Source organism: Streptomyces sp. Y1 (assembly GCF_041053115.1).
Lineage (GTDB): Bacteria > Actinomycetota > Actinomycetes > Streptomycetales > Streptomycetaceae > Kitasatospora > Kitasatospora rubellomurina.
Genome location: NZ_CP163445.1, coordinates 3,536,287 through 3,553,375, shown reverse-complemented (window position 1 = coordinate 3,553,375; position 17,089 = coordinate 3,536,287). Strand labels below are relative to the sequence as shown.

General features: G+C 76.3%; 11 protein-coding genes and 1 tRNA gene. 2 read left to right on the top strand and 10 right to left on the bottom strand.

Translation table 11 applies throughout. The annotated features are described in order from the left end of the window. Nucleotides 1-357: 357 nt before the first annotated feature. The 7 genes from AB2U05_RS14965 to AB2U05_RS14935 all read right to left on the bottom strand — a co-directional run bounded on the left by AB2U05_RS14965 (nucleotide 358) and on the right by AB2U05_RS14935 (nucleotide 9,236). Nucleotides 358-1,194 (bottom strand): hypothetical protein, encoded by an 837-nt coding sequence (locus tag AB2U05_RS14965; protein WP_045701785.1) that lies wholly within the window; start codon nucleotides 1,192-1,194, stop codon nucleotides 358-360. 199 nt (nucleotides 1,195-1,393) lie between these two features. Beyond that, nucleotides 1,394-1,467, bottom strand: a tRNA-Met gene (locus tag AB2U05_RS14960). Nucleotides 1,468-1,517: 50 nt separating this feature from the next. Beyond that, nucleotides 1,518-2,822, bottom strand: coding sequence for a PrsW family intramembrane metalloprotease (locus tag AB2U05_RS14955; protein WP_369183443.1), 1,305 nt, complete (start codon nucleotides 2,820-2,822; stop codon nucleotides 1,518-1,520). Between the two features lie 171 nt (nucleotides 2,823-2,993). Continuing rightward, nucleotides 2,994-3,824 (bottom strand): tRNA (guanosine(46)-N7)-methyltransferase TrmB, encoded by an 831-nt coding sequence (trmB, locus tag AB2U05_RS14950; protein WP_045701787.1) that lies wholly within the window; start codon nucleotides 3,822-3,824, stop codon nucleotides 2,994-2,996. 102 nt (nucleotides 3,825-3,926) lie between these two features. Then, on the bottom strand, nucleotides 3,927-5,162 hold the full coding sequence (lhgO, locus tag AB2U05_RS14945) for an L-2-hydroxyglutarate oxidase (protein ID WP_369183442.1): 1,236 nt from the start codon (nucleotides 5,160-5,162) through the stop codon (nucleotides 3,927-3,929). Between the two features lie 417 nt (nucleotides 5,163-5,579). After that, entirely contained in the window at nucleotides 5,580-7,157 is a 1,578-nt protein-coding gene (locus tag AB2U05_RS14940; protein ID WP_369183441.1) for a TROVE domain-containing protein, read from the bottom strand. A 651-nt stretch (nucleotides 7,158-7,808) separates the two neighbouring features. After that, nucleotides 7,809-9,236 carry a hypothetical protein gene (locus AB2U05_RS14935; RefSeq protein WP_045701795.1) on the bottom strand — a complete coding sequence of 476 codons (1,428 nt, stop codon included), beginning with the start codon at nucleotides 9,234-9,236 and terminating at the stop codon, nucleotides 7,809-7,811. A gap of 722 nt (nucleotides 9,237-9,958) precedes the next feature. Between AB2U05_RS14935 and AB2U05_RS14930 the strand changes: the two genes are divergently transcribed. Further along, the gene (locus tag AB2U05_RS14930) at nucleotides 9,959-12,115 is read left to right on the top strand and encodes an asparagine synthase-related protein (protein ID WP_369183440.1); all 2,157 of its coding nucleotides are present in this window, start codon (nucleotides 9,959-9,961) and stop codon (nucleotides 12,113-12,115) included. On the opposite strand, the gene AB2U05_RS14925 is transcribed toward AB2U05_RS14930, so the two are convergent. Then, nucleotides 12,105-12,644 (bottom strand): universal stress protein, encoded by a 540-nt coding sequence (locus tag AB2U05_RS14925; protein WP_052706462.1) that lies wholly within the window; start codon nucleotides 12,642-12,644, stop codon nucleotides 12,105-12,107. The two genes, AB2U05_RS14930 and AB2U05_RS14925, sit on opposite strands and share 11 nt — an antisense overlap. Before the next feature lie 216 nt (nucleotides 12,645-12,860). Here AB2U05_RS14925 and AB2U05_RS14920 point away from each other — a divergent pair, with 216 nt between their 5' ends. Further along, nucleotides 12,861-13,565 carry a DsbA family oxidoreductase gene (locus AB2U05_RS14920; RefSeq protein WP_045705639.1) on the top strand — a complete coding sequence of 235 codons (705 nt, stop codon included), beginning with the start codon at nucleotides 12,861-12,863 and terminating at the stop codon, nucleotides 13,563-13,565. A 27-nt stretch (nucleotides 13,566-13,592) separates the two neighbouring features. Here AB2U05_RS14920 and AB2U05_RS14915 read toward each other — a convergent pair whose 3' ends face one another. After that, on the bottom strand, nucleotides 13,593-15,590 hold the full coding sequence (locus AB2U05_RS14915) for a sigma-70 family RNA polymerase sigma factor (RefSeq protein WP_369183439.1): 1,998 nt from the start codon (nucleotides 15,588-15,590) through the stop codon (nucleotides 13,593-13,595). A gap of 509 nt (nucleotides 15,591-16,099) precedes the next feature. Then, the gene (locus tag AB2U05_RS14910) at nucleotides 16,100-17,038 is read right to left on the bottom strand and encodes a helix-turn-helix domain-containing protein (RefSeq protein WP_369183438.1); all 939 of its coding nucleotides are present in this window, start codon (nucleotides 17,036-17,038) and stop codon (nucleotides 16,100-16,102) included. Nucleotides 17,039-17,089 lie beyond the last annotated feature (51 nt).

The following is a 17,089-nucleotide window of genomic DNA, read 5'->3' as shown; positions in this document are numbered from 1 at the left end:
GCGCCGACTCTAGCGCCGCCCACGGTCCCCCACGGGATGCCCGGACAACCGCCGCACAAACGGTCCGGAACAGCAGACAGCCCGCGGGCTGCTCCTCGCGCCGGCCCGTGCACTGGCCAGGCGCCGAGGCACCGGGGATGTACCGGTGAGCCCGCGGGCCGGGTGACTGCTATGGATTTCGCCTGCCGGAGGCCAGGGGCCTCACCCTGCGCAGGCAGGGGCGGCTCTAGCGAGCAGCCACCTCACGCATCCTGATGGAACTCAACTCAGGATCACCTCCTTTCAGTGTGCTGCCACGATAGGCAGCCACTGCGGGAGGGGGCAACGGATTTATCCGCGCCCGGTGTCCGGAGCGGATCAGGCCTTCTTCATCTGGTCCTTGAACTTGCTGAAGTCCATGGTCTGGTCGGCCGGCGGGGTCTGGACGGTGACCGGCTTGTCGTAGTCGGTGAAGTCGATCTTGGTCTGGCCGTCCTTGCTCGGCTCCGTCTGGATCTCCACCGGGTAGGGCTTGCCCTGGGTGGCGACGAAGATGGTGCCCTTCTCGCCCTTCGAGTTGGTGACCTTGAGGCTGAAGGTCGGCACGCCGTTGGTGGTGCCGGCGGCACCCTTCTCGGGCGCGCCGCCGGCCTTGTCGCCGCCCTCGACGATCTGCTTGCTGAAATCGGCGAGGTTGCAGAGGGAGAGGAACCCGGCCATCTGCGGGTCGTTGTCGAAGCCCATCACGTAGCGGCCCTTGAGGAGCTCGGCGACCTGGGCGCCGTTCGGGCCGCCCACGGAGGTCCAGAACTGGGCGTCGCCCTTCATGTAGGAGGTCTTGCCGTCGCGCAGGATGTCGACCTTGCCCGAGCCCGGCATCGTCATGCTGCCGGTGCACTTGCCCGTGTTGTCCATGGCCAGGTTGATCTCCATCTTGCCGTCCTCGTCGACCATGGTGCCGGCGAACTTGACGGAGGTGGCGGCGGCCAGGGCGTCCTTGGCCTTCTGCTTGATCTCCTGGGCGGACAGCTTGTCGGTGTCCAGCTTCTCGCCGGCGGGGGTCGCCGCGGCGGAGGTCGGCGCGGCGGCAGCGGTCGTACCGGCGGCGGCGGGCGCGGCGGCCTTGTCGCCGTCCTTGTTGTCGCCGCAGGCGGCCGTGCCGGCCCCCAGGACGAGGCAGATCGCGGCGGTGCTGACCAGGCGCTTCGACAGCATGAGGTGGTTCCTTATCCAGGGCACGGTCTTGTCGTGCCCCCAACTGGACGAGTTTTTCCTCAGCAGTATGCGGGAGGTCCCGGACAGCCGATCTTGGATTCGGCCCCTGTTACAGCTTCGTGGCAGGAACGTGCTCTCCCCGCACCCGGAAACGCGGAAGACCCGGAGGACGAGTCCTCCGGGTCTTCCGGCTACTGAGTAGCGGGGACAGGATTTGAACCTGCGACCTCTGGGTTATGAGCCCAGCGAGCTACCGAGCTGCTCCACCCCGCGTCGGTGAACACAACAATACGTGGAAGTCGCCGGGATGGGAAATCGGTTCCTCAGACCGCCTCCCGGGGCGTGCCCGTCCGGGGTTCCACGGGCCGCCGCCCGCGCCGCCCGGCGGGCCGGGCGGCCCGCGACCTCGTCCAGGCCGCGAAGCCGACCAGCGCCCCGAAGCACGGCACCATCAGCGCCGCGTACACCACCAGGAAGCCGTCCGTCCCGAGGTCGGCGGCCGCGTTCCAGGCGCCGTGCAGCGCCGTCGCCAGCAGCAGCCCGGCCGGCACGGCGAGCCGGGCCAGCCAGCGCCGCCCGGTGGTCAGCGCGACGGCCAGGCCGATCCCGGTGAGCGCGGTGAACAGCGGGTGGGCGAAGGGCGAGAGCAGGGCGCGCAGCACGAAGGTCTGCACGGTGCCGTCGAAGTCCCGGATGCTCGGCCGGGTGCCGAGGCCGATGCTGTCCAGCCGCTGCCGCTGGTCGTTGGTGAAGGCCCGGCCCAGGTAGAGGGCGTTCTCGGTGAAGGCGAAGCCGCAGGCCGTCATCCCGCCGAGCACCACCCCGGCGGCCAGCGTGCGCGGCCGGGAGCGGCGGTGCGCCCCGTCGCCGGACGGCGGGGCGGGGCGCAGGTACGGCAGCGGCCGCAGGTACGGGCGCAGCCGCAGCTTCTCGCGGGCGTGCGGGCCGGCCGCGCGGTGCCCGTACGGGCGGGTGCGGCGCGGGGCGGGCGGCCGGTGCAGCAGGGGCGCGCAGGGGCGGCCGGTGCGGCGGCCGTGGCAGCGCAGCCGCTGGCCGAGCGGGAGCAGCAGCACGAACAGCGCGGTGGCCTTGGCGACTTCCTCGATCATCGGGGTGGCCATCCCGGCGCCCAGCAGCTCGCCGAGCGGGCCCTGGTGGTTGGCCAGGTGACTGGCCGTCCAGTTGTTGGCGAGGATGGCGACGGTGGTGGCCGCGAAGGCGCCCCAGCCGAGGCAGAACACGGTGTGCCGCAGCGGCACCCGCGCGGTCAGGTTGAGCCAGGCCAGGCCGCCGAGCACGAACGGCACCGGCACCATCGCCAGGGCGAGGCCCACGACCAGCCCGAGCGTGCCGGTCTGCCGCTGCACCAGGTGCAGGATCAGCACCCCGCAGCCGGCCAGGGTCAGCGCGGTGGTCGCGGTGACCGAGGTGAGCGCCGGGGAGCGGCCCCGCCGGGGCGGCGGGCCGGCGGGCGGCGGTGCGGCGCCCGGCCGGGGCAGCAGCCGGTGGGCCCGGCGCCCCCGGGGCCCCGGGATGGTCCGGGTGCCTCCGGTGCGCGGGGCCGTGTGCGGTGCGTCAGCGGGGGCCGGGTCGGTGGTCCGGAGCCCGCCGCCGGACGGGCTGCCCATGCGGCTCAGGGTAGGCCACGGGGGCGGCCCGCCGGGAGGACTCGGGACGAATCGTCCGTCCGGGTCATGACCACTGGGCCGTCCGGGGCAACGACACCCGGTCGGCGGGCGGTCGTGCGTTCGAACGGCGGCCGGTGGTTCAGCGGGCGGCCGGCCGCCCGCCCGGCCGGGTCAGCGGCGGCGGAACAGCAGGTCGTGCACCACGTGGCCCTTGGCGATGCCGGCCCGCTCGAACTTGGTGACCGGCCGCCAGTCCGGGCGCGGCGCGTAGCCGGGGACGCTGCCCTCCGGGTGGTCGGCCGGCTCCAGCCAGCCCGTCCCGTCGCCCTCGGGGTGCAGGTTCTCCAGCTCCGGCGAGGCGGACAGCACCGCCAGCATCTGCTCGGCGTAGTGCTCCCAGTCGGTGGCGCAGTGCACCAGGGCGCCGGGGGCCAGCCGGGGCAGCACCAGGTCGAGGAAGGCGGGCTGGATCAGCCGGCGCTTGTGGTGCTTGGGCTTGGGCCACGGGTCGGCGAAGTAGACCCGCAGTCCGGCCAGCGAGGCGTCCGGCAGCATGTCGCGCAGCAGGATGACGGCGTCGCCGGCGGCCAGCCGCACGTTCTGCGAACCGTCGCGCTCCAGCATCCCGAGCAGGTTGCCGTGGCCCGGGGTGTGCACGTCGGCGGCGAGGATGCCGGTCGACGGGTCGGCGGCGGCCATCGCGGCGGTGGTCTCGCCCATGCCGAAGCCGATCTCCAGGGTCACCGGCAGGCCGCCGAACAGCTCCGCCAGGTCCAGCGGGCTGCCGTCGATCGGGATGCCGTACCTCTCCCAGCTCCGGTCCAGGGCGCCCGCCTGGGCGTTGGTCATCCGGCCCCGGCGCGGCTGGAAGCTGCGGATGCGCCGCTCGCGGTGCTGGGCCTCGGTGGCCTTGTGCGGGTACATCGGCGCGGGGTACGCGGCCGGCGCGGCCGACATCCGGGCGGACGGCGATTGCTGGGGGATCGGGGCGGTGGCAGTCACAATCACCCGAGTCTACGGGGCCGCCGCCGTTCCCCCGCAGGGCCTGTGACGCGGCTCATCCGGGGGAGTCCGGCGCCGGCCGCGCTCTCGGCCGCCCGCCTCTCAGCCGCCCGCCTCCAGTGCGGCCAGCGCCCGGCGGGCCACCTCGCGGCCGATCGGCAGCGAGGCCGTCGCGGCGGGGGAGGGGGCGTTCAGCACGTGCACCGCCCGGCGCGGGGAGCGCCGGTCCGCCGGGTCGAAGCCGGCGAAGACGAAGTCGTCCAGCAGCGAGCCGTCCCGGGCCACCGCCTGGGCCCGCACCCCGGCGGCGGCCGGCACCAGGTCCGCCGCGGTGACGGCCGGCAGCAGGCGCTGCACGGCGGTGGTGAACGCCCGCTTGGACAGCGAGCGGTGCAACTCGCCGACCTCGTAGCGCCAGTGCCGCCGCAGGATCCGCCAGGTCCCCGGGAAGGCGAGCGTCTCGGCCACGTCGCGCGGGCGGACGACGCCCCAGCCGTACCCCTCGCGGGCCGCCGCCGGCACCGCGTTCGGGCCGACGTGGACGTCCCCGTGGATGCCCCGGGTGAGGTGCACGCCGAGGAAGGGGAAGGCCGGGTCGGGCACCGGGTAGACCAGGCCTTGCACCAACTTCCGCCGGTCCTCGGTCAGTTCGTAGTACTCGCCGCGGAACGGCAGGATCAGCACCCCGGTGTCGTCCCCGGTCATCCGGGCGATCCGGTCGCTGTGCAGGCCGGCGCAGTTCACCAGCACCCCGCAGCGCAGCTCGCCCGTGGCGGTGCCGATGGTCACCCCGTCCCGGCGCCGGGCCACGCTCAGCACCTCGCCGCCGGGGCGCAGTTCGGCGCCCGCCTCCCGGGCCAGCCGGCCGTACGCGGTCGCGACGGCCGGGTAGTCGCAGATGCCGGTGGTGCCGACGTGCAGTCCGGCCAGGCCGGAGACGTTCGGCTCGTACTGCGCGATGCCGTCCCGGTCCAGCTCGGTGACCGGGATGCCGTTCGCCCGGCCGCGCTCGGCCAGCGCCGCCAGCCGGGGCAGTTCGGCGGCGCCCGTGGCCACGATCAGCTTGCCGGTCACCTCGTACGGGAGGCCCTGCTCCCGGCAGAACGCCACCAGCTCCGCCGCGCCCTCGACGGCGAACCGGGCCTTGTACGAGCCGGGGCGGTAGTAGATGCCGCTGTGGATCACCCCGCTGTTGCGCCCGGTCTGGTGCGCGGCGAAGCCGCTCTCTTTCTCCAGCACCGCCACCCGCAGGCCCGGTCGTGCCGTCGTCAACGCGTGGGCGGTGGCCAGTCCGACGATCCCTCCGCCGACCACCGCGACATCGAACTCGTCCGCCATCGCCGCGCTCCTCGCATCCGACCGCATGTGCGGCCGATGCTGCCACGGCGCCCGATGGCGGTCCAGAGCGCCTCGGCACGGCCTCCGCACCGCGCGGCGGTCGGCCCGCGAAGGCTCCGCCGAGCGGCCGGGTGCGGTCGTGCCGGGCCCGTCCGTGGTGCTGAGGCCGGTCTTCTCCGCCGGTCTTCCCTGCCGGTTTTCCCCGCCGGTCTTCCCTGCCGGTTTTCCCCGCCGGTCTTCCTGCCGGTCCGGCCGCCGGTCTCGCGACAGCGGCGCGCCGGGTTCCGGGGCGTGCGCCGGTGGCATTCCTGCCCGCCCGGCCCGACAGCGCGCGCCGGGCTCCCACGGCCCGGCCGCACCAGCGGTGGCGCGCCGGCCCCCCGGACCCGGCGCGCCACCGCCCCCCTCGCTCAGGCCTCAGGCCTCCCAGGGCCAGCCGGCGTTCGCCCCGGCCTCCAGCAGCGGTATCAGCCGGAACGCCGCGTCGGTCAGGCCGCCGAAGGTGTGCCGGTTGGCGCCGCCGCTGGAGCCGTGGCCGGCGGCGTAGCCGGCCAGGTTCCAGGTGTAGACGGGCACGTGGGCCGGAACGGCGGCGAGAGGATCGGAGCCGTAGGAGCCCGGGCCGGTCTGTTCGTCGGTGACGATGACGACCCGGTCGTGCCCCCGGTAGTGGCCGCGGACGGCGGCGGCGGTGTTGGTGCCGCCGAGGCTGGAGAAGCGTTCCAGCACCCGCAGCACCGCCTCCCCGCGGCCGACCTCGATCACCTTGCTGCTGGTGCCGAACTCGACCAGGTCCGCCTCCGCCGCCCGGACCTTCAGCGCGGTGCCGAAGATCGCCGCCGAGTCGGCCCGGTTGAGCTGGGTCTGCGCGCTGGGCCGGTCGAACATCGAGCCGGAGCGGTCGACCAGGATCAGCGTCCGGCCGGGCAGCTCGGGCACGTTGGCGAGCGAGTGGGCGAGCGCCGTCTCCAGCGCGTGCCCCCACCGGAGCGAGGGCGCGTGCCGGTACGCCGCGAGGTAGCGGAACGGGAACTGGCGCGAGCGCCGCACCTCGTCCGGGTCGGAGATCCGCCGGGCGACCGAGGCCGCGACGGCGTCCGACACCCCGGCCCGGTCGAAGTTGCGCAGGTTCCGCACCAGCGCCATCGGGCCCATGGACGGGATGACGGCCTCCCAGACCGCCGCGTCCAGCGGCCCCTGCAGCCAGCCGGCCAGCGCCTCCCAGGTCAGGCCCGCGGCGGAGAGCCGCTCGGCGCCGCCCTCGGCGACGACGGCGGGCCGGCGCCCGTCGACCGGCAGCGCGAGGAGCTCGCGGTTGGCGGTCAGCACCCGGTCGGACGCGGGCGGCACGGCCTCCTCCGGCCGGTGCCGGCGGTCCAGCGCGTACTGGAACAGCGGGCCCTGCCAGGGCTTGGCCGGGTCCGGCGAGGGGTGGGTCAGTTCGATCACGTCGCCGAAGCGGTAACCCTTCCCGGCGGTGTCGTACTTGAGCAGCGAGCGGGCGTTGTAGAGGCGGCGGACGGCGTCCGCGACACCGCGCTTGAGCGGCTTGGGCAGGGAACGGCCGTAGCGGGACGTCCAGTACGCGAGCAGTTCGCCGGGCTCGTCGGGGCGCTGCAGCACCGCGTCGACGGCCTGCCGGGAGTACCCGTGGGCGCCCGCGGCCAGCCGGGCGCGGGTGAACTCGGCGGCGCCGACCAGCGCGGCCGTGCGCAACTGCCCGTCGCCGCGCAGCCAGCGCAGCAGCGCGAGCGTCCACTCGGGATCGCTGACGGCGAGCCCGCGGACGAGCGCGGTGTAGCGGTCGTCGCGCGCGCCGCCCTGCTCGTGGAAGGTGTCCTGGCCCACCATGTTGGCCACGGCGAGCAGGAAGAGTTCGGACTTCTCGTCCCGGACGAAGCCGGTGCCGCCGTTGTGGTTGGTGGTGCGCCGACCGGTGGTGGCCACCGGCGAGAGCGGGTTCGCCTTGGTCTTGCGGATGTTGAACCTGGACATGATGCAGCCCCCCTCGGCCTGCGGGTTTCGTCGGGAGGGAGGCATGCGGCGGCTGAGGGTGCCCGAGATCGTGCCGGCCGTCGTCGAACGGCCGGCGTCGGTGGAGGTATATGCCTTGTGCTCTTCCGAATTGAGCTACCGGCCGCACTCGCGCACGGCCGCCCGGGATTTGAACCCGGAACCGCAAGATCCGAAGTAACCCCCGCCTGCGCACCGGGCACACCGAAGCGCGATGCCTCCCGAGATCAAGAGTGGCGGCGGTGTCTGCGCGGTTGATCGCATGGCGCGCTCAACCGCGTTGCGGGCTTGAACCGCGGGCGCCGTTTCCGACGCCTTTACCGGGAAGTAACCGCTGCCTTCGCACCGGGAGGTGCGGACATCTTGTTCAGATGTCTCTATTCACGTGTAGGCGTCCAGAGTTCGAGGTCGGCTGAGGTGACGAAGCTGCTCTACCGAACTGAGCTACACCGGCCCGAAGCCGATGACGGGATTCGAACCCGCGACCCGCCCATGAAGAGTGGAAGTAACCTCCGCCTGCGCACCTGGACGAGAGAGACCTTAGCCAGGCCCCTCTCGCGGGCGCACCCGAATTACCGCCGAACCCGCGCCCCTCGCGCCGGGGCGGGTGCGCCCCTCGCGCGGCGTGCTCCCTCACGCCGGCGCGACGATCACCGCCCGCGCCCGTTCCGTCAACTCCCGGACCCGGCGCTCGCCCTGGAAGGGCTCCAGCCGCCGCAGCATCTCCACCACGTACTCGCGGCTGCGCTGCGAGGAGATCCGCCCGGCGACCTCGACGGCGCGCTCGCCCGCGGCGACGGCGGCGTCCAGGTCGCCGGCCTCGGCCTCGGCCATCGCCGAGACCACCAGCCGCAGGCCGTGCGAGCGGACGTAGCCCTCGGTGGGCTTGGCCAGCGCCTCGCGGGTGAACTGCCGGACCTTGGAGGGCACTCCGAGGTCGCGGAAGCACTCGGCGGCGTCGGCGGCGAGCCGGTCGTAGGCGTAGAAGTCGATCCAGGCCGGGTCGGGATCCCCGGCGCGCGCCCGTTCGAGTGCGCTCTCCGCCGCGCCGAGCGCCGTCGCACACGCCGCGGCATTGCGGGCCTTGGCCTGGGCCCGGGCCTCCACCAGGTGGAAGAAGCTCATGGTGCGGGCGGTGGCCAGGCCCCGGTTGCGCTCCAGGGCGGCCTGCGCGAGGTCGACGGCCTCCTCGGCGAAGCCCCGGTAGCCGGCCTGCAGGCTCATCGAGGCCAGCACGTAGCCGCCGAGCGGCACGTCGGCGGCGGCCCGGGCGAGCCGCAGGGCCTGGATGTAGTAGCGCTGGGCGGCCTCGTGCTGCCCGGTGTCGAAGGCCATCCACCCGGCCAGTCTGGTCAGTTCGGCGGTCGCGCCGAACAGCGCCCGGCCGACCGCGTCGCTGTACGAGGCGAGCAGCAGCGGCGCCGCCTCCACCCGCAGGCACTCCGGCACCATCGACGAACGCCAGTCCCCGCCGCCGTACTTGGAGTCCCAGCGGCGGGCCTCCTGGGCGGCCTCGCGGAGCTTGGCGGCGTCCGAGTGGCCGACCCGGTAGGAGGCCGCCTCGCTGGCCGCGCGCGGCACCTCGCGGGCCACCGAGCCGTCCGCGGGCGTGATCAGCCAGCGGGAGACGGGCGTCGCGTAGGCGGCGACCGAGAAGGTGCCGGCCAGGCTGTCGCTCCAGCGCCCGCCGCCGGGGCCGCGGCGCAGGTCGAGGTCGACCCGCCACAGGTCGGTGGCGGAACGGACGGCGTCGGCGACCTCGCGCGGGAAGGCCAGGCCGAGTTCGGGCGCCGGGTCGGTGTCGCCGAGGCCGATCTCCTCCAGCGGCACCGGGCGGCCGAGCTTGCCGCCGATCGCGGTGGCGATCAGGTGCGGGACGGGCCCCTGCGGGACCATGCCCTTGCTGACCCAGCGGGCCACCGAGGTCTTGTCGTAGCGCAGGGTCAACCCGCGCTGGGCGCCCAGGTCGTTGACCCGGCGGGCCAGGCCGGCGTTGCTGATCTGGGCGAGGGACAGGAGCGTGCCGAGCCGTTCGTTCGGTCCACGCGGGCTGACGGTCATGGTGGCGGCGGCACCTCCTGCGGCCTTGTGCGCGGGGCCCGGGCGGCACCGGGCCGTAGCTGCTGTACCTAGCGTAGTCGGACGCGTTCCGAGGGTTAAGAGGTCGCATTCCGGATGGCGGGATCGCGTGCCCGGGCCACCCCGCCGCGGCGGCGCGGGAGTTGGTCCGGACCGCCTGTTTCCGGCCGAAAGTGCCACGCGCCGGAGCGCCGTGCTCCGGTCCCGTGTCGATGTGCGCCCGGCCGTGCCCCCTGGCCCGACCGGCTGGTCGGCAGTTCGCTGGTGGTCGTGGGTCGGCCCGCCGTCGAGGACCCGGCGGGCCGGGGGACGCCGCCGTCTCAATCCCCGCGGGCGGCGGCGAGGTCCGGGAGGGCATGCGGATGCCCTCCCGGGCTGGGCGACGCCTTTCGGCCATCTCGCGATGCCCATGCCAAGGCAGTCCCTCGGCGGTCCGGGCCCGGGAGGGGAAGGCCCGGCCCGCCCTTCCCCCACCACCCCCCACGGCCCCGCTGCGGCCCCGCCGAGCGGCCCGACGCGGAACCGGAACCGGTAACACCGGCCCCAGCCGTGCCCGGCGATGGCACGATGTCCCCAGACTGACGGCGCGCCGGAGCGCCGGCGGGCACACCAGGACACGCGTGCGCCCGGCCACGGCACCCGACCCGGCCGCCCCGCGCCCGGACGCGCCGCACGGATGCAGGTCCTCGTCCGGTGGAGGCGCGATGCGGTGGCTGACGGGCTGGAGCACGGGCACATCCCGGGCGGGCACACCGGCGCGCGAAGCCCTCGCGGCGGTCGCGCCGATCGCCGCGCGCCCCCTGTGGGGCGGGCCCAACCCGCTCTGGGCGGTGGGCGACTGGCGCCCCGAGGAGATCCGCCTGGTCACCCTCCGCCCCGGCGCCCCCGCCACCGTCACCACCGGCCCCACCGCCCCCGACCAGGTCGAGGACACCCCCGCCACCTCCCGGCTCGCCGTCCTCGGCCACTGCGGCGCCACCGACGCCGAACTCGCCGCCGGCCTCGCCGCCGCCCGCGGCGGCGCCGTCCGCCACCTCACCGCCTGGCCCGGCAGCCACACCGTCGTGCTGCGCACCGGCACCCGCTCCACCCTGCTGCTCACCGACCTGGCCGGCGCCCAGCCGGTCTTCCACACCCCGTGGGCCGGCGGCACCGCCTACGCCACCGCCGCCCTCCCGCTCGCCGACCTGGTCGGCGCCCGGCTGGACACCGGCCACCTCGCCGCCCGGCTGGCCTGCCCGGAATCGCCGGAGGCGCTCGGCACCGGCACCCCGTACCTGGGCGTCGAGCGGGTGCCGCCCGGCCACGTGCTCGCCGTCCGCGACGGCCGCCCGTACCTGGACGCCTACGACGAGACGGCCGGCGCCGACCAGGCCCGCGGCGAGGCCCCGGCGATCCGCGAACTCACACGCGCCCTCCTGGAGTCGGTCCGCTCCCGGGTCCGCACCACGGTGCCCGCGCAGGGGCCGGACGGCCGCGCCCGGCTCGGCGTCGACCTCTCCTACGGCACCGCCTCCGCGACCGTCGCCCTGCTCGCCGCCGCCGTCCCGCTGCCGCCGACCGCACCGGCGGCGACGACGGCGGCCGTGCCCGGGGCCCGGACGGGCGGCGGCCGGGGCGGCGCCCGCAACGGCGCGGTGAAGGGCTCCTGGGCCCGCGCCGCCGCCCGGGAGCCGTCCGCCCCCGAGCAGTTGGCCGCCGTCACGCTCGGCGAGACCGCCGCCCCGGCCGTCCTCGCGCTCGCCCCCGACACCCCCCGGCTTCGGCACACCGTCCTCGACCCCGCCCCCGGCACCCTCCCGTACGCCGGGCCGGGCGCCGACCCGCAGGCCGGCCGGCTCACCGACGAGCCCGGCCCGGAACTCGTCGCCGCCGCCCGCGCCGAGGCCCGCTTCGACGCCGGCGGCACCGACCACCTCACCGGCTACGGCGCCCGCCAGGTCCTGGACGGCCACCCGGCCCGGCTCGCCGACCTGCTCCGGGCCGGCCGCCCGCGCGAACTCCTGCCCCCGGTCGCCGCGCTGGCCGGCGCCGACCGGGCCGCCGTGGGCGTGCTGGCCGGTGCGCTGCGCACCCCGCTCACCGTGGTCCGGGCCGCCCACCGGCTCTCCCGGGTCCGCTACGCCGAGGCGCTGGACGAGGCGGCCGCCCGGCTGACCGCCCGGCACGTCCCGGACGGCGCCGGCACCGCGGGCCACCGCTCGGCCGTCGACCTCGCCTGGTGCGTCCCCGGCCCGGCCGCCCGCTGGCTCTCCGACGAGGCGCTCTCCTCGGTCGCGCTCCGGCTGCGGCTGGCGGCGCGCCGACCGGCGCCCGAGGACCGTCCGGGCGCGCACCGGGCCCGGCACGCCCTCTACCGGCAGGCGCGCTCCTTCCGCACGCTCGTGCACGCCGCCGAACAACCCGGCCAACGCCTGCACGCGCCCTTCCTCGACAACCAGGTGGTCCGCGCCGCCCGGCTGCTCCCGGACGACGTCCGCCTCCAGCCCGGCGCCCGGCACGCCCTGCTGCGCGCCGTCCTCACCGGCGCCGGCCGCACCGACCTGCCCCCCGACTGGGGCCGCGGCCCCCGCCCCGACCGCACCGCCCCCGCCCGGGAGGGCCTGCGCCTCGCCGCGGACGGCCTCGCCGAGCTCTTCGACGCCCCCCTGCTCGCCGAGGCGGGCCTGATCGACCTCCCCGCCGTCCGCGCCCGGCTCGCCCACGGTGCCGACCCCGACACCCCGCTCTCCCCGGCGGACCTGGCCGGCCTGGCCGAACTGGTCTCCACCGAGCTCTGGCTGCGCCGGCTGCGCGCCCGCCGGCACGGCGCCTGCTGGACCGGCCTCCCGCAACCCCGGCAGCACGCTCTCACGCCCTGACGGCCTCCCGCGGATCGGGCGGCGCCGGGACGACCAGCACCGGGCAGGCCGCGTGGTGCACGGCCGCCGAGGACACCGACCCCAGCAGCAGCCGGGCGTAGCCCCCGTTGCCCCGGGTGCCGAGCACCAGCGTGTGCTGCCGGGTCGAGGCCTCCAGCAGCACCTCGATCACGTTGCCCAGCACCACGTGCAGCGACATCTCCCCGGCGTACGGGCGGGGCCGCTGCCGCTGCACGGCGGTGACGGCGCGGCGCAGCCCGTCCGCCATGCTCTCGACCAGCGTCTCCACGCTCTCCTGCACCAGCTCCGCCATCCCCGGCGGGTAGCCGGCCGGGGCCGGGTTCACCACGGCGAGCACGTACAGCGGCAGCCCGAACAGCTCCGCCTCCGTCATCGCCCGGTCCAGCGCCCACAGCGAGCCGTCCGAGCCGTCGCAGGCCGCCAGCACGCCCGGCGGCCGCCCGACCGGCGGACGCCCGAGCACCGACAGCACGACGGGCACGTCCCGCCCGGGGCTCACACCGGCCACCGCACAGCCTCCTCACCACCGAAACCGCCCCTACCGCCGAAGCCGCTCGCACCCGTGGTCCGCGGCCCCGCCATCATGGCCCGCCCCGCCGGACCGGCCCCCGCAGCCGCGCCGCACGCGTCCGGCGGCGCGGGGAGTGCCGGGAATGTCCCGAGATGGTTCACCGTTCACCCACCCTGACACCCCTGTCCCCGCAACCCCCTGGAGCCACCCCGCATGAAGGTCGAGATCTGGAGCGACATCGCCTGCCCGTGGTGCTACGTCGGCAAGCGCCGCTTCGAGCAGGCCCTGGCGGGCTTCCCGGGCAAGGACGGCGTCGAGGTCGTCTACCGCCCGTACCAGCTGGTCCCGGACGCGCCGGAGACGGCGAGCCCGCACCGCGCCTGGCTGGCCGAGCGCTACGGCCCGCAGTCCGTGGCGATGGACGCCCGGGTGGCCGAGCTGGGCCTCGCCGAGGGCATCACGTACGACTTCGACGCCGCGCTGCACGCCAACACCCTGCTGGGCCACCGCCTGCTGCACCTCGCCGAGACCGAGTACGGCGCCGAGGTGCAGGGCCGGCTGAAGGAGGCGCTGCTGAAGGCGCACTTCACCGACGGCGTCGACGTCGGCGACCGTGCCGCGCTGGCCGAGGTCGCCGCCTCCGCCGGTCTGGACCGGGAGCGGGCGGCCGCCTACCTGGCGGGCGACGAGGGCGCCGCCGAGGTCGACGCCCAGCTGGCCGAGGCCCGCGAGCTGGGCATCACCGCCGTGCCGACCTTCGTGTTCGAGGGCAAGTGGGCGGTCCAGGGCGCCCAGGACGCCGAGACCTTCCGCAAGGTGCTGGAGCAGGTCGCCGCCGAGATCGGCGAGCGCCGCCCGGCCCCGCAGCCGGTCGCCCCGGCCGGCGAGGCCTGCGCGGACGGCGCCTGCGCGATCTGATCCGCGCGCCCCTTCACGAGGCCCGGTTCAGGAGCACCTGAACCGGGCCTCGGCCCAGTCCGCGATGTTCAGCGCCGACCAGATCCCGTGCACCGGCGTGACCACCAGCCGGATCGAGGTCTGCCCGGCCAGCGGCACGTGCACCGGCACCGCTTCGTCGCCCTCGCTCAGCGCGGGGGAGCGCCACAGGGTGCTGCCGTCGCCGCTCTGGACGGTGAAGACCACGCCGCCCGGCGTGAGCGTGGCGTCGTCCACCCCGGCCACGGCGTCGAAGGACGTGCAGCTGCGGTTGAGGTCGATCAGGGTGGTCGCCGGCGCGTGCACGGTGACGGCGTGCGGGTGGTACTCGCCACCGATCCAGGCGCCGTCGCGCTGCTGGAACCTGTCGCTGCCCTTCTGCCGGATGCTCGGCCCGCTGGGCGGCTCCCGGTGGCCGCCGGGCTTGTGCACCGGCAGCGCGTCGGCCCAGAAGTCGCTGGGCGCGGGCGGCGACGGCGGCACGACGGTGGGCGTCGGGACCGGCGGGACGGTCGGAATCGTCGGGACGGTCGGCACCGGGATGTCCGGGATGGCGGGCGTCGGCACCGGCGGCAGGGTCGGCTCGGGCACCGGCGTCGGCGCGTCGACCGGCGCGGGCGCGGGCGCCGGGCTGTTCCGGACGGGCGGTGCGGTCCTCGGCGCCTTCGAGGGCGCCGGGGTGGGTGTCGGCGCCGGGGCCGGGGCCTTGCTCGGCGCGGGCGCCTCCGGGGCCGGGGCGGCGCTGCTGGGCGCCGGAGCCGGGGCCGGCGGTGCGGGGGGAGCCGAGGTGGGGGCGGCCGGCGCGCTGGTGGCCGGGGGAGCGGCCACCGGGGGCGCGGGCTCGGGGGAGCCGGTCAGCGCGTACGCGGCGACGGCGGCCGCGGCCACCGCGACCGCGGCGGCGATGCCCGCCTTCGCGGCGGTGCCCAGGCCCTCGCCGGCCGCCGCGGCGGCCCCGCCGCTTCCGGAGGCCGCGCCGCCACCGGCCGCACTGGCACCGGCCGCGACCGTCGCGCCGCCGACCGCCGCGACCCCGCCCACGGCGGCCGCGGCCGCGCCGGCCCCGCCGACGCCGATCCAGACCAGCACGCCGCCGGGCAGCAGCCCGCGCAGTCCGGTGTTGATCTCGGTCAGTTCGAGGCAGGCCGCGGTGCAGCGGTCGCACTCCTTGAGGTGCCGGCCGACCTCCGCCGAGGCCCGCTTGCGCAACGAGCCGCGCGCGTACGCCCCGAGCCGGTTGGCGTACGACGCGCAGGAGCTGTCCTGGCTGCCGGAGACGTGGGCCTGCAGGAAGCCGGCGGCGAGCCGGTCGCGGGCCCGGTGGGCCTGCACGGCGGTCGCGTTGGCGGTCTTGCCGAGCATCACGGCGACGGTCTTCGGGGACTCCCGCTCGACCTCGGTGTGCCAGAGCACCACCCGGTCGTCCTCGGGGAGTTCGGCGTAGGCCTGCATCACCATGCGCTGGTCGGCCATGGCCATCGCCCAGGCGTCGGCGCCGGGGTCGGCCAGGTCGAACTCGGCGACGGCGGCCGAGGTCTGCGCGAACACCGAGAAGTCGTCGACGAGTTGTTCGCGCCGCTCGCTGCGGTGCCAGGCGGCGGCGACGTTGCGCACGGCGGTCAGCAGGTAGGCGCGGACGGCGAAGTCCGGCCCCTTGCCCGCCCTGAGGGCCTGCAGGGTGCGGGCGAAGACCTCGCCGGCCAGGTCCTCGGCGGTGAAGCTGTCCCGGCAGCAGGTGCGCGCGTAGCGGCGCACCGAGTCGGCGTGCCGGCGGTAGATCTCCTCGTACGCGGTGTCGTCGCCGGCCCGGACCCGGGCGGTCAACTCGGCGTCGGCGGGCGGGCGCTCGCCGTCCACCGGGTGGGCGGGGGCGGGCACGGTGGGGCGGACGGGGCGGCCGCCGCCGACGAAGGCCTCGGGGGCGACGCCGCCGCGCCCGGCCGGGGCCTGGCCGGGCACCCGGCCCGGCGGCAGCGGAGCGGCGGACAGCGACTCGCGGTCGGGCATCCCGGCCTGGTCGGGGACGTGTCCGGCGCCCGGACCGGCTGCGGCGCCGGGGGCGTGGGCGGCACCGCCGGGGCCCGCGGCGGACCCTTCGGCCGTACTACCGGACGGGCCCCCGAAGTCGAGGCCGTACCCGTAGTCGTTCTGTTCCTCGGCGCTCACAACGGACCCCAGACTCCACGACAGCCCCCGTAGTGTGGCAGGGCGCGCGGGAGTGCGCAGGCGCACTGTTCCCGGGCGTGCGGCGCCGACGGCGCGCGAAGGGCGCGCATCCGGACATTGGCTCCAACCACGGGCAAAGGATGGCATAGCGCAGCGCGGGCCGGTAGCCGGACCGGCCGGTACCCACTCTTCCGTGGGGCCGTCGCGGATGTGTTCGCCCCCCGTGCGACGGGCTGTTGCGCGCCGCACGCACCCGGCGCGCGTGATGGGGCCGCGCGCCGGTGGTCCGCTCAACTCCCGCTGCCCGTCCGACACCTGCGAAGCCGGGCCGGACCGCCCCTGAACCCGGGTCAGCGCGCCCGCAGGCCGTCCAGCAGGATCTGCAGCAGTCGGTCCGAGGGCCCGGCGGCGGGCTGACCGTCCGCCTGCGGAGCCCCGGCGCCGAAGCCGCCGCCCGCCACGGCCGTCCGCGCCGCGTGCACCGGCACCGACGCCGTCAGCACCAGCACCACGTCCGACACCGTGACGCCCGGCCGCAGTTCGCCCGCCGCGCCGGCCCGCGCCACCAGGGCGGCCAGCAACTGCAGCAGCAGCCGGGGATCGGCGTCCGCCGCCGAGGGCTCGCCCGCCGCGTCGGACCGCTCGTCCTCGTCGCGCGGGTCGAAGCGGACGGCGGCCGGCTGCTCCGGCAGCCGCGGCTCGGGCACCCGGCCCAGCTCCTCCGCGTACCGGAACGCCTCCGGCGGCAGCAGCCGCCCGGCGCCGGTGCTCACCGCCCGCGCCAGGTAGCCGGCCAGCGCCTCCCAGGCGCCGTCCCCGCCGTACAGCGACTCCCGGGCCTGGTCGGTCAGCCAGGCCACCTCCTCGGCGGCGATCCGCTGGACCAGCACCTCCTTGCTCGGGAAGCGCCGGTACACGGTGCCGACCCCGACCCCGGCCCGGCGCGCCACCTCCTCCATCGGGGCGTCGTAGCCGAACTCGCCGAACACCTCGCGGGCGGCCCGCAGCACGCTCTCCAGGTTCCGCCGGGCATCCACCCGCAGCCGGGCCCCGGGCAGCGGCGGAGCGGCCTGCGGCGGCTCCGCGCGGTACGGCGCACCCGCGTAGGAGGCGGCCGGCGCTCCCGACGCAGTGACGTGAACGGCCTGGGCGGCCTGAACGGCCGGTACGGAGTCCGACCGCGCCGCATCGAAGGGCGGCGGCAGGTCCACCGGCCCGCGTTGCTCCGGAACCGTGCCCTGGCCCGCGTGCGGTGTGTCCACCCGCCCCAACACCTGCTTCTGCTCCATCATCCCAACTCTCCCCCGCAGGCGTCCGAAACCAGTACCCGTCGTCGCCCG

Excerpts from the sequence above, each read along its gene's own strand:
- AB2U05_RS14930 (WP_369183440.1), top strand. The coding sequence starts at position 9,959 with ATGCGGTGGCTGACGGGCTGGAGCACGGGCACATCCCGGGCGGGCACA.
- AB2U05_RS14915 (WP_369183439.1), bottom strand. The coding sequence starts at position 15,590 with ATGCCCGACCGCGAGTCGCTGTCCGCCGCTCCGCTGCCGCCGGGCCGG.
- AB2U05_RS14955 (WP_369183443.1), bottom strand. The coding sequence starts at position 2,822 with ATGGGCAGCCCGTCCGGCGGCGGGCTCCGGACCACCGACCCGGCCCCC.
- lhgO (WP_369183442.1), bottom strand. The coding sequence starts at position 5,162 with ATGGCGGACGAGTTCGATGTCGCGGTGGTCGGCGGAGGGATCGTCGGA.
- AB2U05_RS14910 (WP_369183438.1), bottom strand. The coding sequence starts at position 17,038 with ATGGAGCAGAAGCAGGTGTTGGGGCGGGTGGACACACCGCACGCGGGC.
- AB2U05_RS14940 (WP_369183441.1), bottom strand. The coding sequence starts at position 7,157 with ATGTCCAGGTTCAACATCCGCAAGACCAAGGCGAACCCGCTCTCGCCG.
- AB2U05_RS14920 (WP_045705639.1), top strand. The coding sequence starts at position 12,861 with ATGAAGGTCGAGATCTGGAGCGACATCGCCTGCCCGTGGTGCTACGTC.
- AB2U05_RS14965 (WP_045701785.1), bottom strand. The coding sequence starts at position 1,194 with ATGCTGTCGAAGCGCCTGGTCAGCACCGCCGCGATCTGCCTCGTCCTG.
- AB2U05_RS14935 (WP_045701795.1), bottom strand. The coding sequence starts at position 9,236 with ATGACCGTCAGCCCGCGTGGACCGAACGAACGGCTCGGCACGCTCCTG.